27 protein-coding genes and 1 tRNA gene are annotated in these 26,427 nt (G+C 64.0%); 22 read left to right on the forward strand and 6 right to left on the reverse strand.

Annotated elements, in window-relative coordinates; translation table 11 throughout:
• The first annotated feature begins 33 nt into the window (after positions 1-33).
• The 10 genes from R4P47_RS04255 to R4P47_RS04300 all read left to right on the forward strand — a co-directional run bounded on the left by R4P47_RS04255 (position 34) and on the right by R4P47_RS04300 (position 10,065).
• Positions 34-690, forward strand: a complete 657-nt coding sequence (locus R4P47_RS04255) for an alpha/beta hydrolase (protein ID WP_317532336.1) — start codon at positions 34-36, stop codon at positions 688-690.
• A complete protein-coding gene (locus R4P47_RS04260; protein ID WP_317784115.1) occupies positions 687-1,958 on the forward strand; it encodes an NAD(P)/FAD-dependent oxidoreductase in 1,272 nt (423 codons plus the stop codon). Before R4P47_RS04255 ends, R4P47_RS04260 begins: the two co-directional genes overlap by 4 nt.
• Positions 1,949-2,728, forward strand: coding sequence for a DUF1365 domain-containing protein (locus R4P47_RS04265; RefSeq protein ID WP_317784116.1), 780 nt, complete (start codon positions 1,949-1,951; stop codon positions 2,726-2,728). Before R4P47_RS04260 ends, R4P47_RS04265 begins: the two co-directional genes overlap by 10 nt.
• The gene (locus R4P47_RS04270) at positions 2,725-4,038 is read left to right on the forward strand and encodes a cyclopropane-fatty-acyl-phospholipid synthase family protein (protein WP_317784117.1); all 1,314 of its coding nucleotides are present in this window, start codon (positions 2,725-2,727) and stop codon (positions 4,036-4,038) included. Before R4P47_RS04265 ends, R4P47_RS04270 begins: the two co-directional genes overlap by 4 nt.
• Positions 4,035-5,360, forward strand: coding sequence for a cyclopropane-fatty-acyl-phospholipid synthase family protein (locus R4P47_RS04275; protein ID WP_317784118.1), 1,326 nt, complete (start codon positions 4,035-4,037; stop codon positions 5,358-5,360). The genes R4P47_RS04270 and R4P47_RS04275 overlap by 4 nt, the downstream gene beginning before the upstream one ends.
• Positions 5,348-6,148, forward strand: a complete 801-nt coding sequence (locus tag R4P47_RS04280) for a DUF1295 domain-containing protein (RefSeq protein WP_317532341.1) — start codon at positions 5,348-5,350, stop codon at positions 6,146-6,148. The genes R4P47_RS04275 and R4P47_RS04280 overlap by 13 nt, the downstream gene beginning before the upstream one ends.
• A 70-nt stretch (positions 6,149-6,218) precedes the next feature.
• Positions 6,219-7,859, forward strand: a complete 1,641-nt coding sequence (pgm, locus tag R4P47_RS04285; RefSeq protein ID WP_283347004.1) for a phosphoglucomutase (alpha-D-glucose-1,6-bisphosphate-dependent) — start codon at positions 6,219-6,221, stop codon at positions 7,857-7,859.
• 77 nt (positions 7,860-7,936) lie between these two features.
• Positions 7,937-9,094: an MFS transporter gene (locus R4P47_RS04290; RefSeq protein ID WP_317784287.1), complete on the forward strand. Its 1,158-nt coding sequence runs from the start codon at positions 7,937-7,939 to the stop codon at positions 9,092-9,094.
• Between the two features lie 25 nt (positions 9,095-9,119).
• Positions 9,120-9,866: a DsbA family protein gene (locus tag R4P47_RS04295; RefSeq protein WP_317784119.1), complete on the forward strand. Its 747-nt coding sequence runs from the start codon at positions 9,120-9,122 to the stop codon at positions 9,864-9,866.
• A 126-nt stretch (positions 9,867-9,992) separates the two neighbouring features.
• A tRNA-Ala gene (locus tag R4P47_RS04300) sits at positions 9,993-10,065 on the forward strand.
• A gap of 135 nt (positions 10,066-10,200) precedes the next feature.
• Here R4P47_RS04300 and R4P47_RS04305 read toward each other — a convergent pair.
• Entirely contained in the window at positions 10,201-10,545 is a 345-nt protein-coding gene (locus R4P47_RS04305; RefSeq protein WP_037190211.1) for a histone-like nucleoid-structuring protein Lsr2, read from the reverse strand.
• Positions 10,546-11,073: 528 nt separating this feature from the next.
• Between R4P47_RS04305 and R4P47_RS04310 the strand changes: the two genes are divergently transcribed.
• Both R4P47_RS04310 and R4P47_RS04315 read left to right on the forward strand, forming a co-directional pair.
• Positions 11,074-12,141, forward strand: a complete 1,068-nt coding sequence (locus R4P47_RS04310; RefSeq protein WP_317784120.1) for an N-acetylmuramoyl-L-alanine amidase — start codon at positions 11,074-11,076, stop codon at positions 12,139-12,141.
• A gap of 11 nt (positions 12,142-12,152) precedes the next feature.
• Positions 12,153-13,205 (forward strand): GTP-binding protein, encoded by a 1,053-nt coding sequence (locus R4P47_RS04315; RefSeq protein ID WP_317784121.1) that lies wholly within the window; start codon positions 12,153-12,155, stop codon positions 13,203-13,205.
• Between the two features lie 4 nt (positions 13,206-13,209).
• Here the strand turns inward: R4P47_RS04315 and R4P47_RS04320 are convergent, their stop codons facing one another.
• Genes R4P47_RS04320 through glp form a run of 3 tightly spaced genes read right to left on the reverse strand, consistent with a single transcriptional unit; the run spans position 13,210 to position 15,813 of the window.
• Complete coding sequence (locus tag R4P47_RS04320) at positions 13,210-13,623, reverse strand: molybdenum cofactor biosynthesis protein MoaE (protein ID WP_317784122.1); 414 nt, start codon at positions 13,621-13,623, stop codon at positions 13,210-13,212.
• A complete protein-coding gene (gene moaCB, locus R4P47_RS04325; RefSeq protein ID WP_317784123.1) occupies positions 13,616-14,626 on the reverse strand; it encodes a bifunctional molybdenum cofactor biosynthesis protein MoaC/MoaB in 1,011 nt (336 codons plus the stop codon). Before moaCB ends, R4P47_RS04320 begins: the two co-directional genes overlap by 8 nt.
• Positions 14,623-15,813 (reverse strand): gephyrin-like molybdotransferase Glp, encoded by a 1,191-nt coding sequence (gene glp, locus R4P47_RS04330; RefSeq protein WP_317784124.1) that lies wholly within the window; start codon positions 15,811-15,813, stop codon positions 14,623-14,625. The genes moaCB and glp overlap by 4 nt, the downstream gene beginning before the upstream one ends.
• A 177-nt stretch (positions 15,814-15,990) precedes the next feature.
• On the opposite strand from glp, the gene moaA reads away from it, so the two are divergent.
• Positions 15,991-17,049 (forward strand): GTP 3',8-cyclase MoaA, encoded by a 1,059-nt coding sequence (moaA, locus tag R4P47_RS04335; protein ID WP_149405648.1) that lies wholly within the window; start codon positions 15,991-15,993, stop codon positions 17,047-17,049.
• Positions 17,042-17,296 carry a MoaD/ThiS family protein gene (locus tag R4P47_RS04340; protein WP_300521490.1) on the forward strand — a complete coding sequence of 85 codons (255 nt, stop codon included), beginning with the start codon at positions 17,042-17,044 and terminating at the stop codon, positions 17,294-17,296. Before moaA ends, R4P47_RS04340 begins: the two co-directional genes overlap by 8 nt.
• 33 nt (positions 17,297-17,329) lie before the next feature.
• Here the strand turns inward: R4P47_RS04340 and nadE are convergent, their stop codons facing one another.
• A complete protein-coding gene (nadE, locus tag R4P47_RS04345) occupies positions 17,330-18,175 on the reverse strand; it encodes an ammonia-dependent NAD(+) synthetase (protein ID WP_317784125.1) in 846 nt (281 codons plus the stop codon).
• A 12-nt stretch (positions 18,176-18,187) separates the two neighbouring features.
• Here nadE and R4P47_RS04350 point away from each other — a divergent pair, with 12 nt between their 5' ends.
• Positions 18,188-19,018, forward strand: coding sequence for a fructosamine kinase family protein (locus tag R4P47_RS04350; protein WP_394855240.1), 831 nt, complete (start codon positions 18,188-18,190; stop codon positions 19,016-19,018).
• 35 nt (positions 19,019-19,053) lie between these two features.
• Here R4P47_RS04350 and R4P47_RS04355 read toward each other — a convergent pair whose 3' ends face one another.
• Positions 19,054-19,653, reverse strand: coding sequence for a TetR/AcrR family transcriptional regulator (locus R4P47_RS04355; RefSeq protein ID WP_094688826.1), 600 nt, complete (start codon positions 19,651-19,653; stop codon positions 19,054-19,056).
• Positions 19,654-19,757: 104 nt separating this feature from the next.
• Here R4P47_RS04355 and R4P47_RS04360 point away from each other — a divergent pair, with 104 nt between their 5' ends.
• From R4P47_RS04360 to nrdF, 7 genes are all read left to right on the forward strand, one after another.
• The gene (locus R4P47_RS04360) at positions 19,758-20,324 is read left to right on the forward strand and encodes an NAD(P)H-dependent oxidoreductase (protein WP_317784126.1); all 567 of its coding nucleotides are present in this window, start codon (positions 19,758-19,760) and stop codon (positions 20,322-20,324) included.
• 41 nt (positions 20,325-20,365) lie between these two features.
• A complete protein-coding gene (gene ykgO / locus R4P47_RS04365; RefSeq protein ID WP_037189801.1) occupies positions 20,366-20,488 on the forward strand; it encodes a type B 50S ribosomal protein L36 in 123 nt (40 codons plus the stop codon).
• Positions 20,489-20,898: 410 nt separating this feature from the next.
• On the forward strand, positions 20,899-21,132 hold the full coding sequence (locus tag R4P47_RS04370; RefSeq protein ID WP_068045912.1) for a redoxin NrdH: 234 nt from the start codon (positions 20,899-20,901) through the stop codon (positions 21,130-21,132).
• A gap of 24 nt (positions 21,133-21,156) precedes the next feature.
• On the forward strand, positions 21,157-21,618 hold the full coding sequence (gene nrdI / locus R4P47_RS04375; RefSeq protein WP_149405515.1) for a class Ib ribonucleoside-diphosphate reductase assembly flavoprotein NrdI: 462 nt from the start codon (positions 21,157-21,159) through the stop codon (positions 21,616-21,618).
• 36 nt (positions 21,619-21,654) lie between these two features.
• Positions 21,655-23,820 carry a class 1b ribonucleoside-diphosphate reductase subunit alpha gene (gene nrdE, locus R4P47_RS04380; protein WP_094670108.1) on the forward strand — a complete coding sequence of 722 codons (2,166 nt, stop codon included), beginning with the start codon at positions 21,655-21,657 and terminating at the stop codon, positions 23,818-23,820.
• Between the two features lie 67 nt (positions 23,821-23,887).
• Positions 23,888-25,282: a DUF2252 domain-containing protein gene (locus R4P47_RS04385; RefSeq protein ID WP_317784127.1), complete on the forward strand. Its 1,395-nt coding sequence runs from the start codon at positions 23,888-23,890 to the stop codon at positions 25,280-25,282.
• Positions 25,283-25,442: 160 nt separating this feature from the next.
• Positions 25,443-26,408 carry a class 1b ribonucleoside-diphosphate reductase subunit beta gene (nrdF, locus tag R4P47_RS04390; RefSeq protein ID WP_008717549.1) on the forward strand — a complete coding sequence of 322 codons (966 nt, stop codon included), beginning with the start codon at positions 25,443-25,445 and terminating at the stop codon, positions 26,406-26,408.
• Positions 26,409-26,427 lie beyond the last annotated feature (19 nt).

Here is a 26,427-nt window from a genome sequence, read left to right on the forward strand (position 1 = left end):
CACCCGAAGCGGCCGCAGTGCCGAATAGTGGTCATGAGCAACGAGCCGACTCCACTTCTGCGGACCGGGAAAAGAGTCTCCGAGCCTGCACTGGTCGTGTTGGTCCTCGGCGGCGGCAAGGACGTGAGCCGGGCGCGCAGTAGGCCCTGGCACCTGGCCGGTCTGCGCATGTGGCCGTTCACGTGGATGCTTCGTCGCGCGGGCCGAGCACGCGGCATTTCGGTCCAACAGCTGCAGTATCGGTTTCGTGGTTGGAACGCCCCCCAGCGGTCTCCGGTCGAGGATGCGCGGTGGGCGCTCGATCGCATTCACGCCGAGTATCCCGACGTTCACGTGGTGGTCGTCGGCCATTCGATGGGTGGCCGCACTGCTGCTGCTCTGATCGACGACCCTTTTATCGTGGGTGTCGTCGCGTTGGCTCCGTGGTGGCCGGAGGGTACGGAGGCCGACGGATTCGGCGCGCAGCATGCGTTGCTCGTCGTACACGGGACGGCCGACAAGTGGACCGATCCGCGAACCTCGCGTCGGGCGACCGAGCGAGCAGCATCCCGAGGGGCGGACGCCCGCTACCTCTCCGTTCCGGGTGGGCACTTCATGCTGCGCAATCCGCGGGTCTGGTCGCGGGCGACGCGTGACTTCGTTCTCGGCATCGCCGATGCGCGGGCCGACTGCATGGGAACACCGTCGTGACGCGCCGTCGTATCGCGGTGGTCGGGAGCGGTATCGCCGGCCTGACGGCCGCATACGCGCTGTCGAAGAACTCGTCGGTGACGTTGTACGAGGCGGACTCTAGGCTCGGGGGCCATGCGGACACCCATTACGTGGACGGCCCGGACGGTCCGGTAGGCGTCGACACCGGGTTCATCGTGCACAACGACCGGACCTATCCGACTCTGCTGCGCCTGTTCGACGAACTGAACGTCCCGACGCAGGACTCGGACATGAGCATGTCCGTGCGCTGCGACGGGTGCGGACTCGAATACTCGGGCGGCCAGGGCATGCGCGGGATCCTCGCGCAGCGCATCGCGGTGTTCAAGCCACGATTCGTCTCGATGTTGCTCGATGTCAAGCGTTTTCATCGCCTGGCCAACGAACTGCTGGACAGTGCCGAACCGGTGGAGTCCGAGACGACCCTCGCGCAGTTCCTCGCAGATCATTCGTTCTCCGCGTACTTCGAATCCCACTTCATGACGCCGTTGGTGTCCGCGGTGTGGTCGTGCGATCCGGACACTGCTCTCGCCTACCCGGCTCGCTACCTGTTCACGTTTCTCCGCCACCACGGAATGCTCACCGTCACAGGATCTCCCACCTGGCGCACCGTCACCGGCGGGTCCATCGAATACGTTCTCCGAGTTGCGAAGCACATCGACGAGGTGATGCTCGATACCCCGGTGCGCGCGGTGTACAGGTCCGAGGACTCCGTGCAGATCCGCGACGGCCACGACCGCCTGCGCACGTTCGACGCGGCCGTGATCGCCGCGCATCCCGGTGCCGCGCTGAAGATGCTCGCAGAACCGACGGCTCTCGAGCACAGCATCCTGGGCGCGATGCCGTACTCGACCAATCACACGCAACTGCACACCGACTCGTCGGTGTTGCCGAAGAACACGAGGGCTCGGGCGTCGTGGAACTACCACCTGCCGTCCTGCGCCGCCAAACCCGACCGGGTGCTCGTCAGCTACGACCTGACCAGGTTGCAGCGTCTGGGCGACACCGATCGCAGGATGCTGGTCACCCTCGGCGGAGCGGATCGCATCGACCCGAATGCGGTACTCGACGAGATGACCTACGAACACCCGCAGTACACCCCCGAATCGGTTGCAGCGCAGCGTCGACTTCCTGAATTGGATACCGACACAGTGGCCTTCGCCGGTGCGTACCACGGCTGGGGATTTCACGAGGACGGTGCGTTGTCGGGAGCGCGCGCCGCACAACGGGTGGGGGCCACGTGGCTCTGACATCCGTTCTGCCGAGCACCCGCGCACACGGGGCGGCGTTGTATCGCACTCGAATCGACCACGTTCGACGCGCGCCGATCCGAAACACGTTCTCGTACAAGAGCTACAGCTGGTTCGTCGACCTCGACGCACTCCCCGAATTGCCCCGGATGCTGCGACCGCTGGCCTCGTTCGACGCCCGTGACCATCTCGGTGACCCCGACGCCACCATTCGGGAGAACGTGGACGGGTTCCTGGCGGAGAACGGTATCGACCTGGGCGGCGGACGGATCACGATGTTGGCCAGCGCGCGGGTGTTCGGGCACACGTTCAACCCACTGAGTGTGTACTGGTGTCACGATCGCGACGGAGACCTCCGCTGCGTGGTGGCGGAGGTCCACAACACCTACGGCGAGCGATACCGGTATCTGCTGCACACCGATCATCGCGGCGCGGCCCGCACCTCCAAGGAGTTCTACGTCTCGCCGTTCAACGACGTCGACGGCGAATACTCCATGCGGCTACCCGAGCCGGACGCGGCACTCCGGCTGTCGATCGTCCTCGAGCGGCCCGGTCAGTCGCCGTTCGTGGCGAGCGTGGACGGCCGTCGGCGAGAGGTGACGACGCGGTCGATTCTTCGCACCGCACTCGAGATCCCCTGTGCGCCGCTGCGAGTGGTGATACAGATCCGCTGGCAGGGCATTCGGCTCTGGGCTCGGGGGCTGAAGATCGTGCAGAAACCTGCCCCTCCCGGGGCACGAGAATTCCAGAAGGAAGGGGCCCGCAGATGACAACTGTGTCGAAGGCCGATTCTGTGTCGAACCCGTACCGTGCTTCCGCTGTCGGTCCGCGTCCATCGGTGGATCCGCGGGTCTGGCCTCAGATCGCCCATGTCCCCGGTGGCGTCAAGGTTGCGGCTGCCGCACCCGTCGCCGACTTCCTCTTTCGCCGCGCGGTCGCGCGATTGCAGGTCCGGGTCGCGATGCCCGACAGTGAGGTGATCGGGGCCGGCTCGGCCGATGCACCGTTGATGACCGTCTACCGACCACACGACTTCGCCGCACGGGTCGGCGACAGCGGTCTCATCGGATTCGGTGAGGCATACATGGCCGGAGACTGGGATGCCGAGGACCTCACTGCCGTGCTCGAGGTCTTCGCGCGGCGCATGGCGTCCCTGATTCCGAAGTCCCTGCAGCGCCTGCGAGGGATCTATGTCCCCAAACCTCCACGGAGCGAGCGTAATACGACCACGAACACGCGATCGAACATCTCGCGCCACTACGACCTGTCGAACGAGCTCTTCGAGCTCTTCCTCGACGAGACGATGACCTACTCGAGTGCGTTGTTCGCCGCATCGGGAAGCGACGACGACAGCGAAGAGCTCGCCGATGCGCAGCGCCGCAAGATCGACCGGCTACTGGACCGGGCGGGCGTCGGCGAGGGAACCAGGGTGCTCGAGATCGGCACCGGGTGGGGCGAACTGGCCATCCGCGCGGCTGCGCGAGGGGCAAACGTTCGCTCGGTGACCTTGTCGGTCGAGCAACAGGAATTGGCACAGAAACGATGTGCCGCAGCAGGATACGGCGATCGGGTCCAGATCGACCTACTGGACTACCGGCTCGTCGACGGCGAGTACGACGCGATCGTGTCGGTCGAGATGATCGAGGCCGTCGGGCATCAGTACTGGGCGACGTACTTCGAGACGATCGACGCGCTGCTCGCGCCGGGTGGGCGGGTTGCCCTTCAGGCCATCACGATGCCGCACGACCGAATGCTGGCCACCCGAAACACGTACACCTGGGTACACAAGTACATATTTCCCGGCGGGTTTCTGCCGTCAGTGCGGGCCATCGAGGAGGTGACCGAGCAGCGCACATCGCTCAGGGTTCGCGAACGTCTGTCGATGGGCGATCACTACGCGCGCACCCTCGCTCAGTGGGACAAGCGTTTCCGTGAATACCGCAGCGAGGCCGAGGAGCTCGGTTTCGACGAGGTGTTCGCACGAATGTGGCACTTCTACCTGTGCTACTCGGAGGCCGGATTTCGATCCGGGTACCTCGATGTTCAGCAGATCGTGCTCGACCGAAGGGACAACCGATGACCACCTCGACACTTTCCGTGGACCGGACCGATCGCAGTGTCGGTGTTGCACATCGGATTGCCGAATTGATCGAACCCCTGGTGGGTGGTCCGCTTCCCGTTCGGCTGCAGGCGTGGGACGGATCCATTGCAGGAGATGCGTCGGCACCGCGAGTGCTGTTGCGGAGCCCGAGTGCCCTTCGTCGATTGCTGTGGAGCCCGGGCGAACTCGGCGCTGCGCAGGCATACGTCACCGGGGAGCTGGACGTCGACGGCGATCTCGCCGCGGCCCTGGATCACGTCTGGGGAGTGGTGCGTGCGCGCCGACTCTCGGCGATACGACCGGGGCCGGCGTCGCTGGTGCGGTTGGCGAAACTGGCCAAGGATCTCGGAGTGTTCGGCCGCCCACTACCTCCGCCCGTGTCGCAGGCGTCTGTGAAGGGGCGGTTGCACTCGGTGCTCCGTGACCGCGCTGCGATCAGCCACCATTACGACCTGTCGAACGACTTCTACGAATTGGTCCTCGATTCGCACATGGCGTACTCGTCGGCGTACTGGACCTCGGATTCGCCGGAGTACACCCTCGACGATGCCCAGCGCGACAAACTCGACCTCGTCTGCCGAAAGATCGGGCTCGACAAGCGCGCAGGGCAACGTTTTCTCGACGTCGGCTGCGGCTGGGGGTCCCTGAGCCTGCACGCCGCTCAGGAGTACGGAGCGCAGGTCGTCGGAGTGACCATCTCGCGCGAGCAGAAAGCCTTCATCGACAAGCGAATCGCCGACCGGGGCCTGCAGGACAAAGTCGAGATTCGAATTCAGGATTATCGAGAGATCCCGGACGGGCCCTTCGACGCGGTGGCGTCGATCGAGATGGGTGAGCATGTGGGGGAGGCCAATTACCCCACCTACACCGCCGCACTGCACGCCAACGTCAAGCCGGGTGGACGCGTGCTGATTCAGCAGATGTCGCGAAGAGAAGGGGACAACCCCGGCGGCGGAGCATTCATCGAATCGTTCATCGCGCCGGACATGTACATGCGCCCGGTCGGGCGGACCGTCGCGATGATCGAGGAGGCAGGACTGGAGGTTCGCGACGTCCACGCCCTTCGGGAGCACTACGTGCGGACCGTCGACGTCTGGACCGAGCGCTTCGAGGCGCGCTTCGAAGATGTGGTGGCGATGGTCGGGGAAGAGGTCGCGCGCGTGTGGCGGCTGTACCTGATCGGCGGCGGAATGGCGTTCCGGGACAACCGGATGGGCGTCGACCAGATTCTGGCGGTTCGGTCCGAGAACGGATCGTCCGAGATGGAACCGGTGCGGCCGGTGTGGGTGTGCCCGCGGTGAACTGGTCCGATTTCCTCACCGTATCGCTGGCGAGCCTCGGCGGTACCGCCCTTCTGATGATCGTCACCGCTCTCATCGGCGCGCGCATCGGACGCCACAACGTCGTGGACGTGACGTGGGGCGGCGGGTTCGTTCTGATCGCGCTGATTTCGGCTGCGACCGGAACAGGCGAATTGTGGCGTCGAATACTTCTGCTCGTGCTCGTCGGTGTGTGGGGGCTTCGTCTTGCGCTGCACGTGTTTCGGCGCTCGCGCGGGCACGGTGAGGATCCGCGCTACACCGAACTGCTCGCCAAGGCCACCGGTAACGAAACCCTGTACGCCCTGCGGAAGATCTACCTGACGCAGGCGGTTGCACTGTGGTTCGTGTCCCTACCGCTGCAGGTATCCGCTGTCGCCCACGGATCCGTTCTGCCGGTGGTCGTACTCGGCGTACTGGTCTGGATTCTCGGCTGGACGTTCGAGGCAGTGGGCGATGCGCAGTTGACAGCATTCAAGGCCGATGCGTCGAACAAGGGCAAGATCATGGATCGTGGTCTGTGGTCCTGGACGCGGCACCCCAACTACTTCGGCGATTCGGCGGTCTGGTGGGGACTGTTCCTCGTCTCGGCGTCGGCGTGGCCCGGAGTGTTCACGTTGCTGTCGCCCATCGCGATGACGTACTTCCTGGTGTTCGCCACCGGTGCGCGGTTGCTCGAGCGCAGCATGGAAAAGCGTCCGGGGTATCGCGAATACCAGCAGCGGACCAGCTATTTCCTCCCACGACCGCCGAAACGAGCCGGCAAGTAGCTCGCGGGTGGGGCAGCGGCGCTAGGGTTGGTCGAGGATTTCGGTTCGTCGATCAACGAGGAGGCGCATCGTGGCGCACGAGAGAGCTGGAACCACTGCACTGCCGGAGGATCTGGTCGATCTTTCGCAGCTCGTGACGGCGTACTACTCGCGAGTTCCCGACGTGTCGGAACCCAGTCAGCAGGTGGTGTTCGGCACCTCAGGACATCGAGGTTCCAGTCTGGATTCTGCGTTCAACGAGGCACACATCGTCGCGACGACGCAGGCGATCGTGGAGTACCGCGCGGCACAAGGCATCACCGGGCCGTTGTTCATCGGCCGGGACACCCACGCGTTGTCCGAGCCCGCCTGGACGACGGCTCTGGAAGTGTTGGCAGCCAACGACGTCGACGTCCTGGTCGATTCGGGAGACCGATACACACCGACCCCCGCCGTCAGTCACGCCATCCTTCGGTACAACGAATCAGGCCCGTCGGCGCAGGCCGACGGCATCGTGGTGACTCCGTCGCACAATCCGCCCCGGGACGGCGGCTTCAAGTACAACCCTCCGCACGGCGGTCCGGCCGACAGCGATGCCACATCGGTCATCGCCGCTCGAGCGAACGAGCTTCTGCGCGATGGCATTTCGGGCATCAAGCGGGTGACCCTCGCACAGGCGTTCGCGGGGAGCGTCTCGCGCTACGACTTCCTCGGCAACTATGTGGACGACCTGCCGAACGTGCTGGATCTCGACGCCGTTCGCGCGGCCGGGGTGCGCATCGGAGCAGATCCGTTGGGTGGTGCGAGTGTCGATTACTGGGATGCCATCGCCGAGCGGCACAATCTGGACCTGACCGTGGTGAACCCGTTGGTGGACGGCACATTCCGCTTCATGACTCTGGACACCGACGGCAAGATCAGGATGGACTGCTCGTCGCCGAACGCGATGGCGTCGCTCATCGCTGCCCGCGATCGCTTCGACATCTCGACGGGAAACGACGCCGACTCCGATCGGCACGGCATCGTCACTCCCGACGGTGGCCTGATGAATCCCAATCACTTCCTCGCCGTCGCCATCGACTACTTGTTCACGCACCGACCCGATTGGTCACCCACGGCGGCAGTGGGCAAGACGTTGGTGAGCTCGTCGATGATCGACCGGGTCGTCGGAGGTCTCGGTCGCCGACTCCTCGAGGTGCCGGTCGGGTTCAAGTGGTTCGTTCCGGGTCTGCTCGCAGGTGAGCTCGGTTTCGGCGGCGAGGAGAGCGCAGGCGCGTCGTTCCTCCGTCACAACGGCCGAGTCTGGACCACCGACAAGGACGGCATCATCCTCGCGCTGCTGGCGTCCGAGATCACCGCCGTCACCGGGTCCACGCCATCGCAGCGCTACGGCGAGTTCACCGCGAAGTTCGGTAATCCGACGTATGCCCGCGTCGACGCGCCGGCCACCCGCGAGCAGAAGGCCGTTCTCGCCAAGCTCTCACCGAGCCAGATCACCGCCACCGAGTTGGCGGGTGAACCGATCACGGCGACGCTGACCGAGGCGCCGGGTAACGGAGCTGCCCTCGGTGGACTGAAGGTGACGACGGAGAGCGCTTGGTTCGCTGCGCGGCCGTCCGGAACCGAGGACGTGTACAAGATTTATGCGGAGTCGTTCCAGGGCGAGGAGCATCTCGCCCGGGTTCAAGCCGCAGCACGTGAACTGGTGTCGTCCGCACTCGAGAGCTCGTGACCGACTCACCTCCACCCGATCACGACAGTTCGACGCCCGAGCCGGCGTTCCAACCCGGAGGCAAGCTCCCGCCGGAGATCTGGGTTCTGGTATCCGCGGCGTTCGTCATCGCGCTCGGATTCGGCATCGTCGCGCCCGCTCTGCCACAGTTCGCCCGGGAATTCGGCGTCGGCTACACCGCGGCGTCGGCGGTCATCAGTGCATTCGCTCTCATGCGGTTGCTGTTCGCACCCGCCAGTGGCGCTCTGGTGCAGCGGCTCGGCGAGCGGCCCGTGTATTTGATCGGACTGCTGATCGTTGCGGTGTCCACCGGTGCGTGCGCTCTGGCCCAGACGTACTGGCAGCTGCTGCTCTTTCGTGGACTCGGCGGCATCGGCTCGACGATGTTCTCGGTGTCGGCATTGGGACTGCTGATCAGGATCAGTCCTCCGACCAGTCGTGGCCGTATCTCCGGCCTGTATGCGACCGCCTTCCTGTTGGGAACCATCGGCGGTCCACTCGTCGGCGGCGCGCTCGTCGGATTCGGTCTGCGGGTGCCGTTCGTCATCTACGCCGTGGCTCTCGTGATCGCCGCGGCCGTCGTGTATTTCACCCTGGGCAATTCCGACCTCGTCAAGCCGGAGAAGGGCTCGGCACCGCCCACGATGTCGTTGCTTGCCGCCCTGCGGATTCCGTCGTATCAAGCCGTGCTGGCGTCGAATTTCGCCAACGGGTGGGCAGTGTTCGGTGTTCGGGTGGCCTTGGTGCCGTTGTTCGTCGTCGAGGCGATGCAGCGATCCGAGGTGTTCGTCGGTATCGCGCTGACCGTGTTCGCAGTGGGAAATGCGCTGGTGCTCACCACTGCCGGCCGCCTGTCCGATGTGCGCGGTCGCAAGCCCTTCATGGTGGGTGGGTTGGCGGTGTGCGGCCTGGGAACCGTCGTTATGGGCTACGTGCACGATCCCGTGCTGTTTCTCGTGGTGTCGTTGATCGCCGGAATCGGATCGGGACTGATGAGCCCCGCCCAGCAGGCCTCGGTTGCCGACGTGATCGGATCGAAGGCGCGCGGAGGGCCCGTGCTGGCTGCATTCCAGATGGCCTCCGATGTCGGTGCGGTCATCGGCCCGATCGTGGCCGGGATGATCGTCGAGCAGGTCTCGTTCGGTCCGGCTTTCGCCGTGACGGGAGCGTTGCTTCTCCTGGCCGGACTCTGGTGGTCGCGAGTTCCGGACACGCTCGGGCGCGAGCGCACCTGACGCACGCAACCGTAGTATTCGATGTGTGAGCCAGAAGAAGATATCGAGTACGAAACACACACCCGAGGCGACCTCCAACACGATGACGTACGTATTGGGCGGCATCGCTTTCGTCGTAGTGGTGATCGTCATCGTGGTGGCGATCATGTGGCAGAGCGGAAGCGACGCTCCACGCAACGACGGCTACGGAACGGTCAAGAATCCGGCGGTCGAATTGTCGTTGCCGGGTGACGGGGTGGTGCAGCTGTCGCGTCCGGAAGCGCAGCGGGTCATCGATGTCTTCGAGGATCCGATGTGCCCGTTCTGCGGCGACCTCGAAGTGAAACACGGCCAGGAGTTGGCTCAGAAAATCGACGACGGTGTCGTCTCGGTGAATTACCACCTGGTCAATTTCCTGGATCCACAGTCGGCGTCCGGTGACTATTCGACGCGTGCCGTCGCGGCGTCGCACTGCGTGGCAGCGACCGAGAACGCGCGGGTCTACTCCGCATTTCACGCCGGGTTGTTCGACCCGGAATTTCGCCCCGAAGAAGGCGGTGACTCCGACCGAACCGATGCCGAACTCGCCGAACTCGCCGGATCTGCAGGAGCGAGCGAGCTGGCAACGGAGTGCATCACCAGCGGTGCGCAGCGCGACGCAGCAGTAGCGGATGCTAACACCGGACGGGACGCACTGGCGGCGTCGGGTGCCCGGGGAACGCCGGGGGTCCTCGTGGACGGTGAGGTTGTCGATGCGCTCGGTGACTCGGAATGGCTTGCGTCGATCAACTGATCTCGGGCGTGGGTGCGATCGGTCGTGGAGGATTCGGTACCGGTCGCACCAGGTGATTTGTTGCTGCTGCGGCCGATGGTGTAACTTCGTTCGAGCAACCGCATGAGCGGGAGCACGCAGTAACTCGGGGCTATGGCGCAGCTGGTAGCGCACCACACTGGCAGTGTGGGGGTCAGGGGTTCGAGTCCCCTTAGCTCCACCGAGAAGCAAGCTTCACCGAGATGGTCAATGAAAAAAGCGTCGCCCTCGGGCGACGCTTTTTTCGTGTTTCGGTGTCGAGACCGCCGAATCGGCTTTCGGGTGTCGGACCGGAGCCCGATTCGGCTGTGGTGGCTCAGTGAGCGGCGTCGAATGCCTGCTCGACCTCGGCGGGGATTCTGCCTCGCGCCGAGATGTTGTGGCCGTTCGCCTTGGCCCATTCTCTGATGGCTTTGGTCTGATTGGCGTCGCGCTTGGCACCGGTTGCCGGGGTGCTCGACTTCTTCGTTCGCTTTCCACCGACCTTGGTGGAGTGCTCGATGTAATAGTCGAGCTTGCGGTGAAATTCCTTCGCGTTCTTGTCGCTCAGGTCGATTTCGTAGCTGACTCCGTTGACCGAATAGGTTATGTGTTCGCCACCGGATTCGATCGGTTTTTCGTCGATGTCGTCGACTAGTTGCACATAGACTTTTCTGGCCATGCTGAAGCTCTCCAATGATGCAGGGGATGATGCGGGGATGTCCAGATCGAACTGAAGCGACTATACGGCTGAACAATGTGTTTATCCATGTGGGTCGGGGAATTGTTACTCGATTCGCAGAATTCTCACAATCACCTCGACAGCTCGGGAAACCGACGAGGTGATTGTGAGAAGCTTTGTCTCGGCGATCCTGTTCATCGTTATCCGTGAGAAAGACGAACTGTCCGGTTTGAATACGTAGTGCCATCCTCGAGTCGGTTCGAGTTCGATCGAATGCGATCGTCCGGCGCACTCCGCTTCGATGTTTCTGGCAACGAATCGGTCACGAAACGCACTCGTTTCACTAACGAAAAATCACCCGATACGCGTCGACGGCAATATCTGCTTCACTTGAGGCGCAAGTGTCTGTTGTGACGTGTGGTGCCCCGCAATGCGGTGACCCGCTCGGATCAGCGGTGTCCGAGGGTCGAGAAGGGGAGTTGCGCAGCGAGTTCCACCGTTGCGCCAGACGCTATGAAATCTGCACCGATGACCAGATCGGTAGTGACGGCGCTGATGTGCGTCGGGATTCTCGGTGCCGGGGTGCTCGTTTCCGCGCCTGCCATGGCCGCACCGGACGGCACGGCACCCGCCGCAGGCACGGAGTTGTCGGGGAAGACGGTGTTCCTCGATCCGGGTCATCAGGGCACCGCACACTCGGAGAATCTGCAGCGGCAGGTGAACGACGGACGTGGCGGCACCAAGGACTGCCAGACCACCGGCATGACCACCCTGGACGGCGTGCCCGAGCACACGATCAACTGGAAGGTCAGCGAGCTCGTCCGATCGAGCCTCGAAAGTCTGGGTGCGACGGTGAAGACGAGTCGAGCAGACGACACCGGCTGGGGTGGCTGCGTCGACGACAGGGCGAAGGCAGCCAGTGAGTCCGGGGCCGACGTGGCCGTGAGTATCCATGCGGACTCCACGAGTACGACGACCGACGCCGACAGGCACGGGTTCCATCTGATCGTGCCCACTCTGCCGATTCCGAGCGCCGCTGCCGACGCTGCCCAGTCCGAGGGGGGACGTTCGGCGTCGACGCTGATGCGAGACTCCTACGTGCGCGCAGGCTTCGAGCCGGCGAACTACGCGGGGGTCGAGAACGGGATACAGGAGCGATCCGATGTCGCCGGTCCTGCGCTGACCACGGTGCCCCTCGTGTTCGTGGAGATGGGCAACGGATCCAATCCCGACGACGCAGCTCTGCTGGAGAGCTCGGACGGTCAGCTCGAGCATGCGATCGCCATCTCGACGGGGATCATCGACTACCTCCTCGGGGCCGAAACCCCCTCGACCCCAACGGACGCCGCGACCACCCCTGCGGCTGCCCCCGCCGCTACTGCGACCACCGATACCGCCGCGTCTCCGGCAGCACCCAGCGGCGCGGGCCCCGCGGACGAGGGGCGCAGCGCGTTGTCCAGGTTGCTCGAGAGCGTGTCCCCGTACGTGAATGCGTTGGGCGTCGACGGCCTGGAAGCACTCGCGACCCCGGACAACGTGAGCAGTGTGTCGACGTTCGCTCGAGGCCTGCTGAAGCAGATTCTCGCCGACCGGTAGTCTCGGACGCCGTGGCGCGTCGACGAATTCCGGTAGTGATAGTTGCGGGTTTTCTCGGCGCAGGTAAAACCACGCTGCTGAACCACCTGTTGCGCAATGATTCCGGTATCCGAATAGGTGTTGTGGTCAACGACTTCGGGGCGATCAACATCGACTCGATGCTCGTGGCCGGCCAGGTCGATTCGATGGTCTCGCTCGGCAACGGTTGCATCTGTTGCGCCGTCGACATCAGCGACATGGACGCGATGTTCGACGCCCTCGCACACCGTCGGTCCGCCATCGACGTGATCGTGGTGGAGGCCAGCGGCTTGGCCGAACCCCGCAATCTCATCAGAATGGTCCGGGGCAGCGAGAACGAATTCATCGTCTACGGCGGGCTCGTCGGGGTCGTCGACGCCGTGGAATTCCCGCAGACCCGCGTGCGGCATCCCGAGATCGACCAGCACCTGCAATTGGCCGACCTGGTGGTGTTGAACAAGTCCGACGCGGTGAGCGAGTCCGAACGCTCCGCGGTGGTGTCGACGGTGCAGTCGGTCGTAGGAGACGTCCCCGTCGTACCCGTGGCCTTCGGTCGCGTCGACCCGCTGCTGCTGTTCGACCGACGCGAGGATCACTCGGTGAATTCGGCAATGGCGGTGCAGCTGTCGTTCGACGAACTACTCCGAGAGAATCACGACCACGACCACGACCACGACCACGACCGACACCTGCACGCGCAGTACTCACACACCGAATTCGTCACGGCGGAGCCTGTCGAACCGCGTCGGTTGATCGAGTTCTTGGAAAATCCTTCCGGGAACCTCTATCGCATAAAGGGATTCGTGCATTTCGGCATCGCCGGCTACCCGCAGAAGTTCGTCGTGCACACGGTGGGCCGACACATTCGATTCGAGGCTGCGTCCTGGGCCCGAGGCGAGACCGAGCAGACCTCACTGGTGCTGATCGGTACCGAACTCGATGCGTCGGCCGTCGAGCAGCGGTTGCGTGCCTGTGTGCGAGGACCGGACGACGTCGCCGACGCCTCCGCCATGCTTCCGGTCCATCGCTACCTCGAGACCGGCTAGTTCCCTAGAGTCCGACCCACTCGGTCCGTCCGCCCCCGAATCCCTGACGCTTCCAGATCGGGACCTCGGCCTTGATGCGCTCGACGAGCCTGGCACAGGCCTCGAACGCTTCGGCGCGATGAGCCGAGCCGACGGCCGCCACGAGTGCGAGGTCGCCGACGCGCAGATCGCCGACGCGATGCACTGCGGCCACCGCCAATCCGGTCTCTGCCGATACCTCCGAGCAGCAGCGGCTCAGGAACCGTTCTGCATCGGGGTGGGCGCGGTATTCCAGAGTTTCCACCGCATGTCCGCCGTCGTGATCGCGCACGATTCCGCTGAACAGTACGACGGCACCGTGACGCGAATCCTGCACTGCTGCCTCTACTTCGGCAGTGCTCAGCGGTTCGTTCGAGATACGGGCGACGAGCTCACTCATCGTGGGGGCCTCCTCCGGCGATCTGGGCGAGCACATGGTCGAGGAGCGGGTCGAGAACGGAGAGTCCGTCCTTCACGCCACCCGGTGAGCCCGGCAGGTTGACTATCAGTGTGCGTCCGATCAGACCCGAGACGCCGCGGCTGAGCACCGCGTGAGGCGTCGCAGACGTTCCGCGGGTTCGGATGGCATCGGCGATTCCCGGCATGTCGATGTCGAGGAGGGCTGCTGTCGCCTCGGGGGTCGCATCGGTGGGGGATACGCCGGTGCCGCCGGTGCTGACGATCAGCGACGGTTCGCCGAGCAGGGCGTCCTGCAGCCCCGCAGCGATCTCGGCATCGGCGTACACCAGTGGGCCCCGCACGGCGAAGCCTCGATCGGTCAACCAGGACGCGATGGTGGGGCCGGTGGTGTCCGGTCGAGTTCCGTTCGCCCCGCCGGTGGAGGCCACCAGTACCGCCGCGGACCGTGAGGACTCGAAGATCGGCGCAGCCGCAGCCTCGGGGGAGACCTCTGCGTCGTCCCGCTGCCAATGTCCGTGCTTGCCGCCGTCTTTGGTGAGCAACCGGACGCCGTTCATGGTGGCACCGGGATCGACGGCCTTGACCATGTCGTGCAGGGTCAGGCCGGCGACGGCGACCGCGGTCAGTGCTTCCATCTCCACCCCGGTGCGTCCGGTGGTGCGGGCGGTTGCCTCGACCGTGATGGACGACTCGGTGAATCCGAACGAGATCTTCACCGAGGAGAGGGCGAGCTGATGGCACAGCGGGATCAGTTCCGACGTCCGCTTCGCTGCCGAGATGCCGGCGATGCGGGCGGTGGCGAGAACGTCGGCCTTGGGCATGTCGTCGGCGCGCACGAGCGCGATGACCTCGGCCGTGGTGAGGAATTCACCGGCGGCGACGGCCGTGCGCGAGGTTTCCTTCTTGTGCGCCACATCGACCATGCGGGCGCGGCCCTGATCGTCGAGATGAGACAGCTGGGGTGGCTGGGCGTCGGTGGTCACAGCGGCCACACCTCCACGTCGGTTCCTGCGGCGAGTTCGGTTGTCTCGGAGTCGATATCGATCAGCACATCGGCCCATGCCAGTGCGGCCACCAGGTGCGAGCCGGGGCCGGCGACGAGCTCGACCCGTCCGTCGTCGCGTAATCGGCCACGAAGTAGTTGTCTGCGACCGGGCGGTGACACGATCGGTTCGTGCAGTGCCGCGGTGGTCGAGAGCACCGGCGGCAGACCGGCCGCTCGCCGAACGATGTTGCGCGCGAACATGATGTACGAGACGACCGTACTGACGGGATTGCCGGGAAAGCTGAGCACGGGGACGCCGTCGAACATCGTGATGCCCTGCGGTCCGCCCGGCTGCATACGAACCGATCCGAAGTTGCCGCCGAGCGGGCGGAGTACGTCCTTGACCACCTCGAAGTCGCCCATCGACACTCCGCCGGACGTGATGATCAGCTCGGCCGATTCGGTTGCGGCGTCGAGGATTTCGCGAAAGCGGCTCGGCTCGTCGGAGCTGCGCGAGACGGAGACCACCTCTGCGCCGCTGGCGCGAAGGTGTGCGGCGAGGGTGATGCCGTTCGAGTCGTAGATCTGACCGGGCGTCAGCGTCGAACCGGCGTCGACCAGTTCGGCACCGGTGGTCACCACGGCCACCCGAGGGCGCGAACGAACGTCCACTTCGCCGAAGCCGACGGCGGCGAGAACGGAGATGTGGCGGGGTTCGAGCACTCGGCCCGACTCGACCAGGATTGTCCCGACGCGTACGTCGCTTCCTTGTTCGCGTACGAATTCGCCTGCTGCGCGGCTTCTTTCGATCGTCACGGAACCGGCCGTCGGTACGGAGGTGTCCTCGACGGGGACGATGGTGTCCGCTCCGTCCGGAATGGGGGCACCGGTCATGATCTTCGCGGCGCTGTCCGGCGCGAGAACTGCCGACAGCGTCGGGCCTGCGGCGATGATCGTCGAGACCGGAAGCGTCACCGGGGTCGTCGCCACGGATCGAGAATCCACGGCGTAGCCGTCCATCTGCGAGTTGCGGAACAGTGGCAGATCGACCGGAGATCGAACGTCTTCGAACGAGACGCGGCCCAACGCGTCGTCGAGAGGAATTCGCTGAGCGGTTCTCGCTGTCAGCGCCGCGAGCAGAGTCTCGACCGCGGCGGCGTGTTCCTCGACCGATACTGCGGTCACCGTGCGGATCCAGTGATCGCGTGCGTCTGCTCAACCGTCATGGTTGCCAATCCTAGGCACGCCGATCCGTCCGCTCGGTGTGGGCTGCGGCATAATGGGTAGACACATCTACGACAGGCGTGATTCCCGACAGAGACGAGGTACGAGGTGACGGTGGACAGTGTCACCTCGCTCGGCATTCCAAGGTTCGGCACCACCACGGGTTCTGCGGCAGGCGGGGTGAACTCCGTGTCCGATCGGCCGGACGTGCCACACCTGATCGATCGATTCGGCCGGGTGGCCCGCGACCTGCGTATCTCGATCACCGAGAAATGCTCGCTGCGCTGCACGTACTGCATGCCGGAGGAGGGCCTTCCGGCTATCCCGGCGGCAGCGTTGCTGACACCCGCCGAGATTGCCCGCGTGGTCTCGGTGTCCGTGCGGCTGCTGGGGATTCGGGATGTGCGTTTCACCGGAGGCGAACCGCTGATGCGTCGCGACCTCGACGACATTCTGCGGTTGTGCCGCGATGCCGCGGAGGGTGTGCCGCTGTCGATGACCACCAACGCCGTCGGTCTCGAACACCGGGCTCGGTCCTTGGCCGACGCCGGGTTGACCCGAGTGAACGTCTCGTTGGATTCCGTCGACCGCGAAGATTTCGCTCGTCTGACCCGACGAGACCGATTGCCGTCCGTGCTCGCCGGGATCAGGGCAGCGCAGCGAGCCGGGATCGGACCGGTCAAGGTCAATGCCGTTCTGATGCGCGACACGCTGTCCGGTGCCGTCGATCTGCTGCGCTGGTGTCTCGACGAGGGGGTGGCACTTCGATTCATCGAGCAGATGCCGCTGGACGCCGATCACGAGTGGGCCCGCGCGAACATGATCGACGCCCAGACCTTGCTCGACGAGCTGTCCACCGAATTCGATCTGCGTGAGGTGGGGCGTGCCGACCCCTCGGCCCCGGCCGAGGAGTGGAGCGTCGACGGCACCGACGCCACCGTCGGCATCATCGCGTCGGTGACACGCTCGTTCTGCGGTGATTGCGACCGCACCAGGATCACTGCAGAAGGAACGATTCGGTCCTGTCTGTTCAGCGACGACGAAACCGATCTGCGGGCCGCTCTGCGCGGCGGTGCCACCGACGAGGAACTGGCAGCGGTGTGGCGCGGGGCCATGTGGAACAAGTGGGCTGGACACGGCATCGACGCCGACGGCTTCGTACCTCCCACCCGCAGCATGGGAGCCATCGGTGGGTGACACCCAGGTGGAGGTGCGGTATTTCGCTGCAGCGGTCGACGCGTCGCACTGCGAGTCCGAGTACCTCACCGTGCCGGTCGGTGCCACCCTCGCAGATCTGAGAGAGCTGATTCTGTCCCGGCACGGCGCGCCGATGGAGCCGATTCTGCGGGTGTCGGCGTACCTGGTGGGAGAAGATCTCACCCGCGATCTGGGGCGCGTGATCGGCGGCAGGGTCGACGTGCTGCCGCCCTTCGCCGGCGGCTGAGTACACCCCGCCGCCGACCCGTGGCTGCCCGATTCAGCTGCTTCTCTTCCACCAATCGTCGAACGGCGTCACGGGCACCGTGCGCTTGTGACGAGTTGCGAGGAACATCTTCTCCAGCTTGTCGGCGACCTCGTCGGTGACGTCCTTGCCCTCCAGGTAGTCGTCGATCTGCTCGTACGTGACACCGAGCGCTTCCTCGTCGGGTAGCGCAGGTCGATCGTCTTCGAGATCTGCGGTGGGAACCTTGCGCCAAGTGCTCTCGGGTGCGCCCAGCTCGCGCAGCAGTGCCGCACCCTGGCGCTTGCTCAAGCCGGTCAGTGGGGTCAGATCGACGCCGCCGTCACCGAACTTGGTGAAGAAGCCGGTGATCGCCTCGGCGGCATGATCGGTGCCCACGACGACGTAGCCGAGTTCGCCTGCAAGGGCGTACTGCGCCACCATGCGCTGGCGAGCCTTGATGTTGCCGCGGACGAAGTCTCGGATTCCGGCACTACCGAGTGCTTCCGCCGTCGCGGCCGCTGCGGCGTCGGCGGCGTCCTTGATGTTCACCGTCACCGTGCGGTCGGGATCGATGAACTTCAGCGCGATCGAGGCGTCGTCCTCGTCGGCCTGCACGCCGTAGGGGAGGCGAACGGCGACGAACTCGGCCTCGTGTCCGTCTGCTCGGAGCTCCGTCGCAGCCTTTTGGGCGAGCTTGCCGGTGAGCGTGCTGTCCTGTCCGCCACTGATGCCGAGCACGAACCCCGAGGCAGGCGTCGACGCCAGGTAGTCCTTGAGGAAGTCGACTCGCCTGCGGACCTCCGTGATCGGGTCGATGGTCGACTGCACGGCCAGCTCGCGCATGATCCCCGTGCGCAATTCCGAGTTGATGTGTCCCATCACGTCATCCTAATGACGAATGCCGGGGCAGATCTCGCGCCGTGCGTAGTGTCGGTGGTCGTGAGTGCAACCTCCGATACCTTCGTCAAGCGAAACCCCCAGGCACACCCCGACTTCTACGCCGCCGAGGCCACCGGGCTCGGGTGGCTCGGCGAGGCCGGGGCCCCGGTCGTCGGGGTCGTCGGGCACGGCCGGGCGTACATCGAACTCGAGCGGCTGGTTGCGACCCGTCCCACGCCTGCCGGAGCCGAACGGTTCGGTCGCGCGCTTGCCGCGACACACTCGGCCGGAGCCGCCGGGTTCGGTGCGCCACCCGTGGATACCGACGGCGTCGCCTTCTCGGGTCAGCTGTTCATCGGATCCCGGCCCATGAGCAGTACGGTGCACCGATCCTGGGGAGCCTTCTACGCGGCCGAACGAGTGTTGCCGTTTCTCCGAATCGCGGTCGACGCCGGAACCGTGACGTCGGAGGAGGCGTCGATCGTCGAATCGGCGTGTGGACGCATCGCGGACGGCGACTTCGACGATGCAGAGCCGCCGAGTCGTATTCACGGCGATCTCTGGAACGGCAACGTGTTCTGGACCGACGCGGGAGTGGTGCTGATCGATCCGGCGGCGCACGGTGGGCACCGCGAAACCGATCTGGCGATGCTGGCGCTGTTCGGTTGCCCCCACCTCGACGTCGTCGTCGGCGGCTACGAGACGGTGCAGCCGTTGCGAGCAGGGTGGCGCGAACGCACAGCACTGCATCAGCTGCATCCACTCGCCGTTCACGCAGCCGGTCACGGCCGCTCGTACGGCACCGCGCTGCACGCGGCGGCCGCCGCCGTCGTCCGTCTTTGAACGCAGGAGCTACCGAGTGCGAGTTGCCCCGATGGCTATCGGACTCGAGTTGCCCTGCGTACCAGGTCTTCCCAACCGTCGGCAAGGCGATCCATCGGCATTCCCAGATCGCGGTACTGATGGAGGACCAGGGTGGCTTCGAGTGGTGTGAGCAGCCAGTACGCGAGCAATTCGAGATCCCCGTCCACCTCGGCGGCGCGGAGCAGCGACAGCACGTGGGTGAAGTTGACCATGTGCGCCGGGGCGGAATACCGCGCGTCGTCGGCGCTCTCCGCGGCGCGGAGCACTTCCCCTTGAACGTTGACGAATTCCAGTCGCGCTCGGCCGAAGGCGACGAGACGATCGATCGGGTCGGCTCCCGGGCCCAGCGGCGGATCGCCGAACATGAACGAGTGTTGCAGTTTCTTCTCGGTGTGGTCGAGCAACGCACGCATCAACCCGGCCCGGTTCCCGAAGCGACGGAACACGGTGCCCTTGCCCACTCCGGCCTTGGTGGCCACCGCGTCCATGGTGATGGCGTCGGCTCCGACGGCCGCCACCAGATCCGTTGCGGCATCGAGGAGAAGGCGACGGTTGCGTGCTGCGTCGCACCGTTCGGATTCCTCGCCCGCTATGGGCAGCATGGGGCCGGTCACAGACGAAGCCTACCTTGCCGGGAACATAAATGGACCACGGTCCGTTTGGATGGTAGGAATTGACACGACGATCACGTCATCCGAACTCGCGAAGGAATAACCTCATGTCAGACGCTCATGTACTCGTTCTCGTCGGAAGCTTGCGCGCCGAGTCGGTGAACAAGCGGATCGCCGAGACTGCTGTCATCGTGGCACCCGCCGGTGCCGAGGTAGTGGTCTACGACGGACTCGGAGATGTCCCCTTCTACAACGAGGACATCGACGTCGAGGGATCGGTGCCCGAGGGCGCACTCGCTCTGCGGGCCGCTGCCGAGAAGGCCACGGCGTTGTTGCTGGTCACGCCCGAATACAACGGCACCATTCCGGCCGTGCTGAAGAACGCCATCGACTGGCTTTCGCGCCCCTACGGTGCGGGTGCCATGGTGGGCAAGCCGGTCGTCGTCATCAGCGCTTCCCCCAGCGGCAACGGAGCGAAGTGGGCGCACGAGGACACCAGCAAGGCCGTCCGCATCGCCGGCGGAACGGTTCTCGAGGATGTTCGGCTCTCCATCGGTGGCACCGTCGACAAGTTCGGCTCGGCCCACCCGCGTGAGAACGCCGAGGTCTCCGGTGAGATCGGCCACGTCGTTGCCGAACTGGTGAAGGCCGCCGACGAACTCGTGAGTGCCTGACCCGTTCGGTTATGGGAATCATTTTCATGTAGGGTTGCGGCATGAAGGTGAGAAACTCGTTGAAATCGCTCAAGAACAAGCCCGGCGCGCAGGTGGTTCGACGCCGTGGCACGGTGTTCGTGATCAACAAGAAGGAACCGCGGTTCAAGGCGCGCCAGCGCTGACCACTGCGTGATCGCCGAAGGGCCCTCGGAGAAGTTCGAGGGCCCTTCGGCGTGTCGTAGGGAGGGTCGGCGGTTCTCGGTGCACGTCATGGCCCCGGCCCGGTCTCCCTGTGACGAACAACATGCAAGCAATGTGACGTGCGACACGCCGATATCGGCCGATTCTCGCGGCTCGACAACGCCGTGACCAGCGAATACCAAGCATGTTGTTCGCAACATCTCGTGTTCTAGGCAGATGTCGAACACTAGGTGTAGTGTTTGACCAACCGAGAGACCACAACTCGAAGAGCCTGCACACATGGGTTCGAGCAGGTCGAAGTCGCCCTGAGCGGGAGATGTTCTCGGTGCCACACGCAGAGCACATCGGTCGCGTCGGTTCACCCGATGGCGACAACGGAAAGAGGGACACCATGAGCATCACCGTTTACACCAAGCCCGCCTGCGTTCAGTGCAATGCCACCTACCGCGCCCTCGACAAGGCCGGTATCGAGTACTCCGTCATCGACATCTCGCAGGACCCCGAAGCGCGCGACTACGTCATGGCTCTCGGCTACCTGCAGGCTCCGGTCGTCGTTGCCGGTGACGATCACTGGTCCGGCTTCCGTCCGGACCGCATCAAGAGCCTTGCAGCGAACGCTGCTTGAACAGAACGAGGAAGTGAGTGAGCGGTGAGTTTCCAACCGCAGTCCACCCACTCACTGGTCTATTTCTCCAGCGCGTCCGAGAACACTCACCGCTTCGTCTCGAAGCTGGACATTCCCGCGACACGCATTCCACTTCGTGATCCGGACGGCACCTTTCGTGTCGACACTCCCTACGTCCTCATCGTGCCGACGTACGGGGGAGGGGTCACGTACTCCGGGCGCGACACCAACTACGTCCCCAAGCGTGTGATCAAGTTTCTCAACGACAAGCACAATCGGTCGTTGATCCGAGCTGTCATCGCTGCCGGAAACACGAACTTCGGTGACTCGTTCTGCTTCGCGGGAGATGTCATTTCGCAGAAGTGCGCAGTTCCGTATCTCTACCGATTCGAATTGATGGGCACCCCCGAGGACGTAGTGCGGGTCCGCGAGGGGCTGGAGGACTTCTGGGAACGTGAAGTCCGACGCGCCGCCCACACGCACTAGAGCACCACACACCACATACCCAGTAGGAGCATCGCCGTGGCACCGACCATCACCGACGCAGGACCCGTACCCAGCACCGTCCGCGGCGACGGCGACATGGACTACCACGCGCTCAACGCGATGCTCAATCTGTACGGCCCCAACGGTGAGATCCAGTTCGAGAAGGATCGCGAGGCCGCCAATCAGTACTTCCTGCAGCACGTCAATCAGAACACCGTGTTCTTCCACGATCTGGACGAGAAGCTGGACTACCTCGTCGAGGAGAACTACTACGAGCCCGAGGTTCTGGACCAGTACTCCCGCGAGTTCGTGAAGTTCCTGATCAACCACGCGTACTCGAAGAAGTTCCGGTTCCCCACGTTCCTCGGGGCGTTCAAGTACTACACCTCGTACACGCTCAAGACGTTCGACGGCAAGCGTTACCTGGAGCGGTTCGAGGACCGGGTGTGCATGGTGGCACTGACGCTGGCCGCAGGCGACGAGGCCCTGGCCACCGATCTGGTCGACGAGATCATCGCAGGCCGCTTCCAGCCCGCGACGCCCACCTTCCTCAACTCCGGCAAGAAGCAGCGCGGCGAGCCCGTCTCGTGCTTCCTGCTGCGTATCGAGGACAACATGGAGTCCATCGGTCGCTCCATCAACTCGGCCCTGCAGCTGTCCAAGCGTGGTGGCGGAGTTGCGTTGCTGCTGAGCAATATTCGCGAGGCCGGCGCGCCCATCAAGCGCATCGAGAATCAGTCCTCGGGTGTCATCCCGATCATGAAGCTGCTCGAGGATTCGTTCTCCTATGCCAACCAGCTGGGTGCGCGTCAGGGCGCGGGCGCGGTCTACCTGCATGCTCACCACCCCGACGTCTACAAGTTTCTCGACACCAAGCGTGAGAACGCGGACGAGAAGATCAGGATCAAGACGCTCTCGCTCGGAATCGTCATCCCGGACATCACGTTCGAGCTGGCCAAGAAGAACGAGGACATGTACCTGTTCTCGCCGTACGACGTCGAGCGCATCTACGGAGTCCCGTTCGCAGACATCGACGTCTCCGAGAAGTACTACGAGATGGTCGACGACAAGCGGATCCGCAAGACCAAGATCAAGTCGCGCGAGTTCTTTCAGACTCTCGCCGAGTTGCAGTTCGAGTCCGGTTACCCGTACATCATGTACGAGGACACCGTCAATCGCGCGAACCCGGTGAAGGGCAAGATCACTCACTCCAACCTGTGCTCGGAGATCCTTCAGGTCTCGACGCCGTCCACGTTCAACGACGACCTTTCGTACAGTCATGTCGGCAAGGACATCTCGTGCAACCTCGGTTCGCTGAACATCGCCAAGACGATGGACTCGCCCGATTTCGGTAAGACCATCGCGGTGGCCATTCGCGGACTCACCGCAGTGTCCGATCAGACGCACATCTTCTCCGTGCCGTCGATCGAGCAGGGCAACAACGATTCTCACGCAATCGGCCTCGGGCAGATGAATCTGCACGGCTACCTCGCACGGGAGCGCATTCACTACGGCTCGACCGAAGGCATCGACTTCACCAACATCTACTTCTACACGGTGCTGTTCCACGCTCTCCAGGCATCGAATCAGCTGGCCAAGGCTCGTGGGCAGTACTTCAAGGGGTTCCCGGACTCCAAGTACGCGTCGGGTGAATTCTTCGACAAGTACACCGATCAGGTCTGGGAGCCGGCCACACCCAAGGTTGCGAAGTTGTTCGCCGATGCGGGCGTATCCGTTCCCACTCAGGCGGATTGGACGACGTTGAAGGCGTCGGTGCAGGAGCACGGGATCTACAACCAGAACCTGCAGGCCGTCCCGCCGACCGGTTCCATCTCGTACATCAACAACTCCACCTCGTCGATTCACCCGGTGGCGTCGAAGATCGAGATTCGCAAGGAAGGCAAGATCGGCCGCGTCTACTACCCGGCACCGTATCTCGACAACGACAACCTGGATTTCTACCAGGACGCGTACGAGATCGGGTACGAGAAGATCATCGACACCTATGCTGCCGCAACGCAACACGTCGATCAGGGCCTGTCTCTGACGCTGTTCTTCAAGGACACGGCCACCACTCGTGACATCAACCGCGCGCAGATCTACGCATGGCGTAAGGGCATCAAGACTCTCTACTACATCCGCCTGCGCCAGTTGGCCCTCGAAGGCACCGAGGTGGAGGGTTGCGTGTCCTGCATGCTGTAGTCGACTCGGTCGGTCGGCCTGTGGCGAATACCGCGAAATCGCGGTGCGCCGCGGAGCATAATCAGGCATGGACACCGAAGCGGGCGACGAGGTCGAATCCGATATCGATGTGACAATTGCTCGGAAGGACGCACGTCCTTCCGAGCAATTGTCGCGTGGTCGACACGCCCGACGGCGTGTACCTCGCAGCGGGTTGGGCGAGTGGGATCCAGCCTCACGTGGCCATGATGCGCTCGAAACGGTGCTGGCGCAGAACACCATTCGGGTGCCGGAGCTACTACCGATCCGCTACGCCCGCATGTCCGCGTCGCCGTGGACCTATTTCCGTGGGGCCGCGGCCGTGATGGCGGCCGATCTCGCGTCGACTCCGCACACCGGCATCGAGGTCCAGTTGTGTGGCGACGCCCATGTGTTGAACTTCGGATTGTGGGCCACCCCCGAACGGAACCTGTACTTCGATCTCCGCGACTTCGACGAAACGCTGCCGGGCCCGTTCGAGTGGGATCTCCAGAGGCTGGCGACGTCTCTGGTGGTTCTCGGTCGCGAGAACGGGGTCGATGCGCGGCGCTCCGATCGGGCGGTCGCAGCGATGACGGCGGCTTACTGCAGAAAGATGAGGGCGTACGCGAAGACCCCGGAGATCGACATCTGGTACGACCGCATCGACGTCGCGGGTTTGCTCGGTCACTTCTCGTCGGGCATCGCCCGCCACGCCGAGAAACTCATCGAAACGAAAGCCGAGCGTCGTACCAGCCGTGGGGCGTCCCGCAAGTTCACCGAGACGAGGGACGGGCGTCGACGAATTCGCGAGGACGCGCCTTTTCGCACCCACGTGGGTGATTCCCAGATCGAGCTCGTGCAGGCGGTCATCGCAGGTTACAGCGAGTCGGTCGACGACCATATCTGGAGTCTGCTGTCCAGGTTCCGAGTTCTCGACGTGGTTCGGCAGGTGGTCGGCGTCGGGAGCGTAGGGATGCGGGTGTATCTGGCGCTGCTGGAAGAACGGCGGACGGGCGACCCGTTCTTCCTGCAGATCAAGCAGGCGGGGCCGTCGGTGTTCGAGCGATTTCTCGAACCGAGCAGGTACGACAATCACGGTGCGCGCGTGGTCAGCGGACAGCGAATGCTGCAGAGTGCCACCGATATGTTCGTGGGATGGACTGCAGTGGGGGACATGAACTTCTACGTTCGGCAGTTCCGTGACATGAAGGTCATTCCCGACGGCGAGATCATCGGGCCGTACCTCACCGAATTCGCAACCGCATGCGGTGAGGTGCTCGCACGAGCGCACGCCCGAAGTGGTGACGCGGAGGCGATCGCCGACTATCTCGGACGAGGAGACAAGGTCGGTCGGGCGATGGCGGCTTTCGCTCACGCCTACGCCGATCAGAACGAGCGCGATCATGCGCAGTTGGTCGAGGCCATCGAAGCCGGAACCGTCCCGTGCTCGGTGGGGTGGTGACAGACCGAAGCAGGCGTAGGGGTCGTCGCTGCGGGCGACACTCGCGGCACACTTTGTAGTGCCTACCGGACTTGTCGGACACAACGGGTAGTGTTCGTGTCAGCGACTTTTCACGCAGTTCCGTCCCAGTTCTCGCTCATCGACCTGTAGGTAGGCACCCATGGTAAAGCTCATCGATCGCGTCTCCGCGATCAACTGGAATCGGGTCCAGGACGACAAGGACTCCGAAGTGTGGGAGCGCCTCACCAGTAATTTCTGGCTGCCGGAGAAGGTGCCGGTGTCCAACGACATTCCGTCGTGGGCAACGCTGACCGCCGTCGAGAAGCAGTTGACGATGCGTGTGTTCACCGGATTGACACTGCTCGACACCATTCAGGGCACCGTCGGCGCTGTCAGCCTCATTCCGGATGCCATCACTCCCCACGAGGAGGCGGTGTACACCAACATCGCGTTCATGGAGTCGGTGCACGCCAAGAGCTACAGTTCCATCTTCTCCACCCTCAGCTCCACCCGCGACATCGACGACGCATTCCGCTGGTCCGAGGAGAATGTCAACCTCCAGCGCAAGGCCGAGATCGTCCTGAACTTCTACCACGGTGACGATCCGCTCAAGCGCAAGGTCGCGTCGACGCTGCTCGAATCGTTCCTGTTCTACTCCGGCTTCTACCTGCCGATGTACTGGTCCTCACGGGCCAAGCTCACCAACACCGCTGACCTGATCCGTCTGATCATCCGCGACGAGGCCGTGCACGGGTACTACATCGGGTACAAGTACCAGAAGGGTCTCGAGAAGGTCAGCGAGGCGCAGCGCGAGGAACTCAAGAACTACACCTTCGAGTTGCTGTTCGAGTTGTACGACAACGAGGTCGAGTACACCCAGGACCTCTACGACGAGATCGGCCTGACCGAGGACGTCAAGAAGTTCCTGCGCTACAACGCCAACAAAGCACTGAACAATCTCGGCTACGAGGGCCTGTTCCCCAAGGACGAGACGGACGTCAACCCGGCGATTCTGTCGGCGCTCTCACCCAACGCCGACGAGAATCACGACTTCTTCTCCGGCTCGGGTTCCTCGTACGTCATCGGCAAGGCCGTCAACACCGAAGACGAGGACTGGGACTTCTGAGCCCGTTCGCCACGCCGGG

It is taken from the genome of Rhodococcus sp. IEGM 1370 (assembly GCF_033142325.1).
In the GTDB taxonomy this organism is placed as follows: domain Bacteria; phylum Actinomycetota; class Actinomycetes; order Mycobacteriales; family Mycobacteriaceae; genus Rhodococcoides.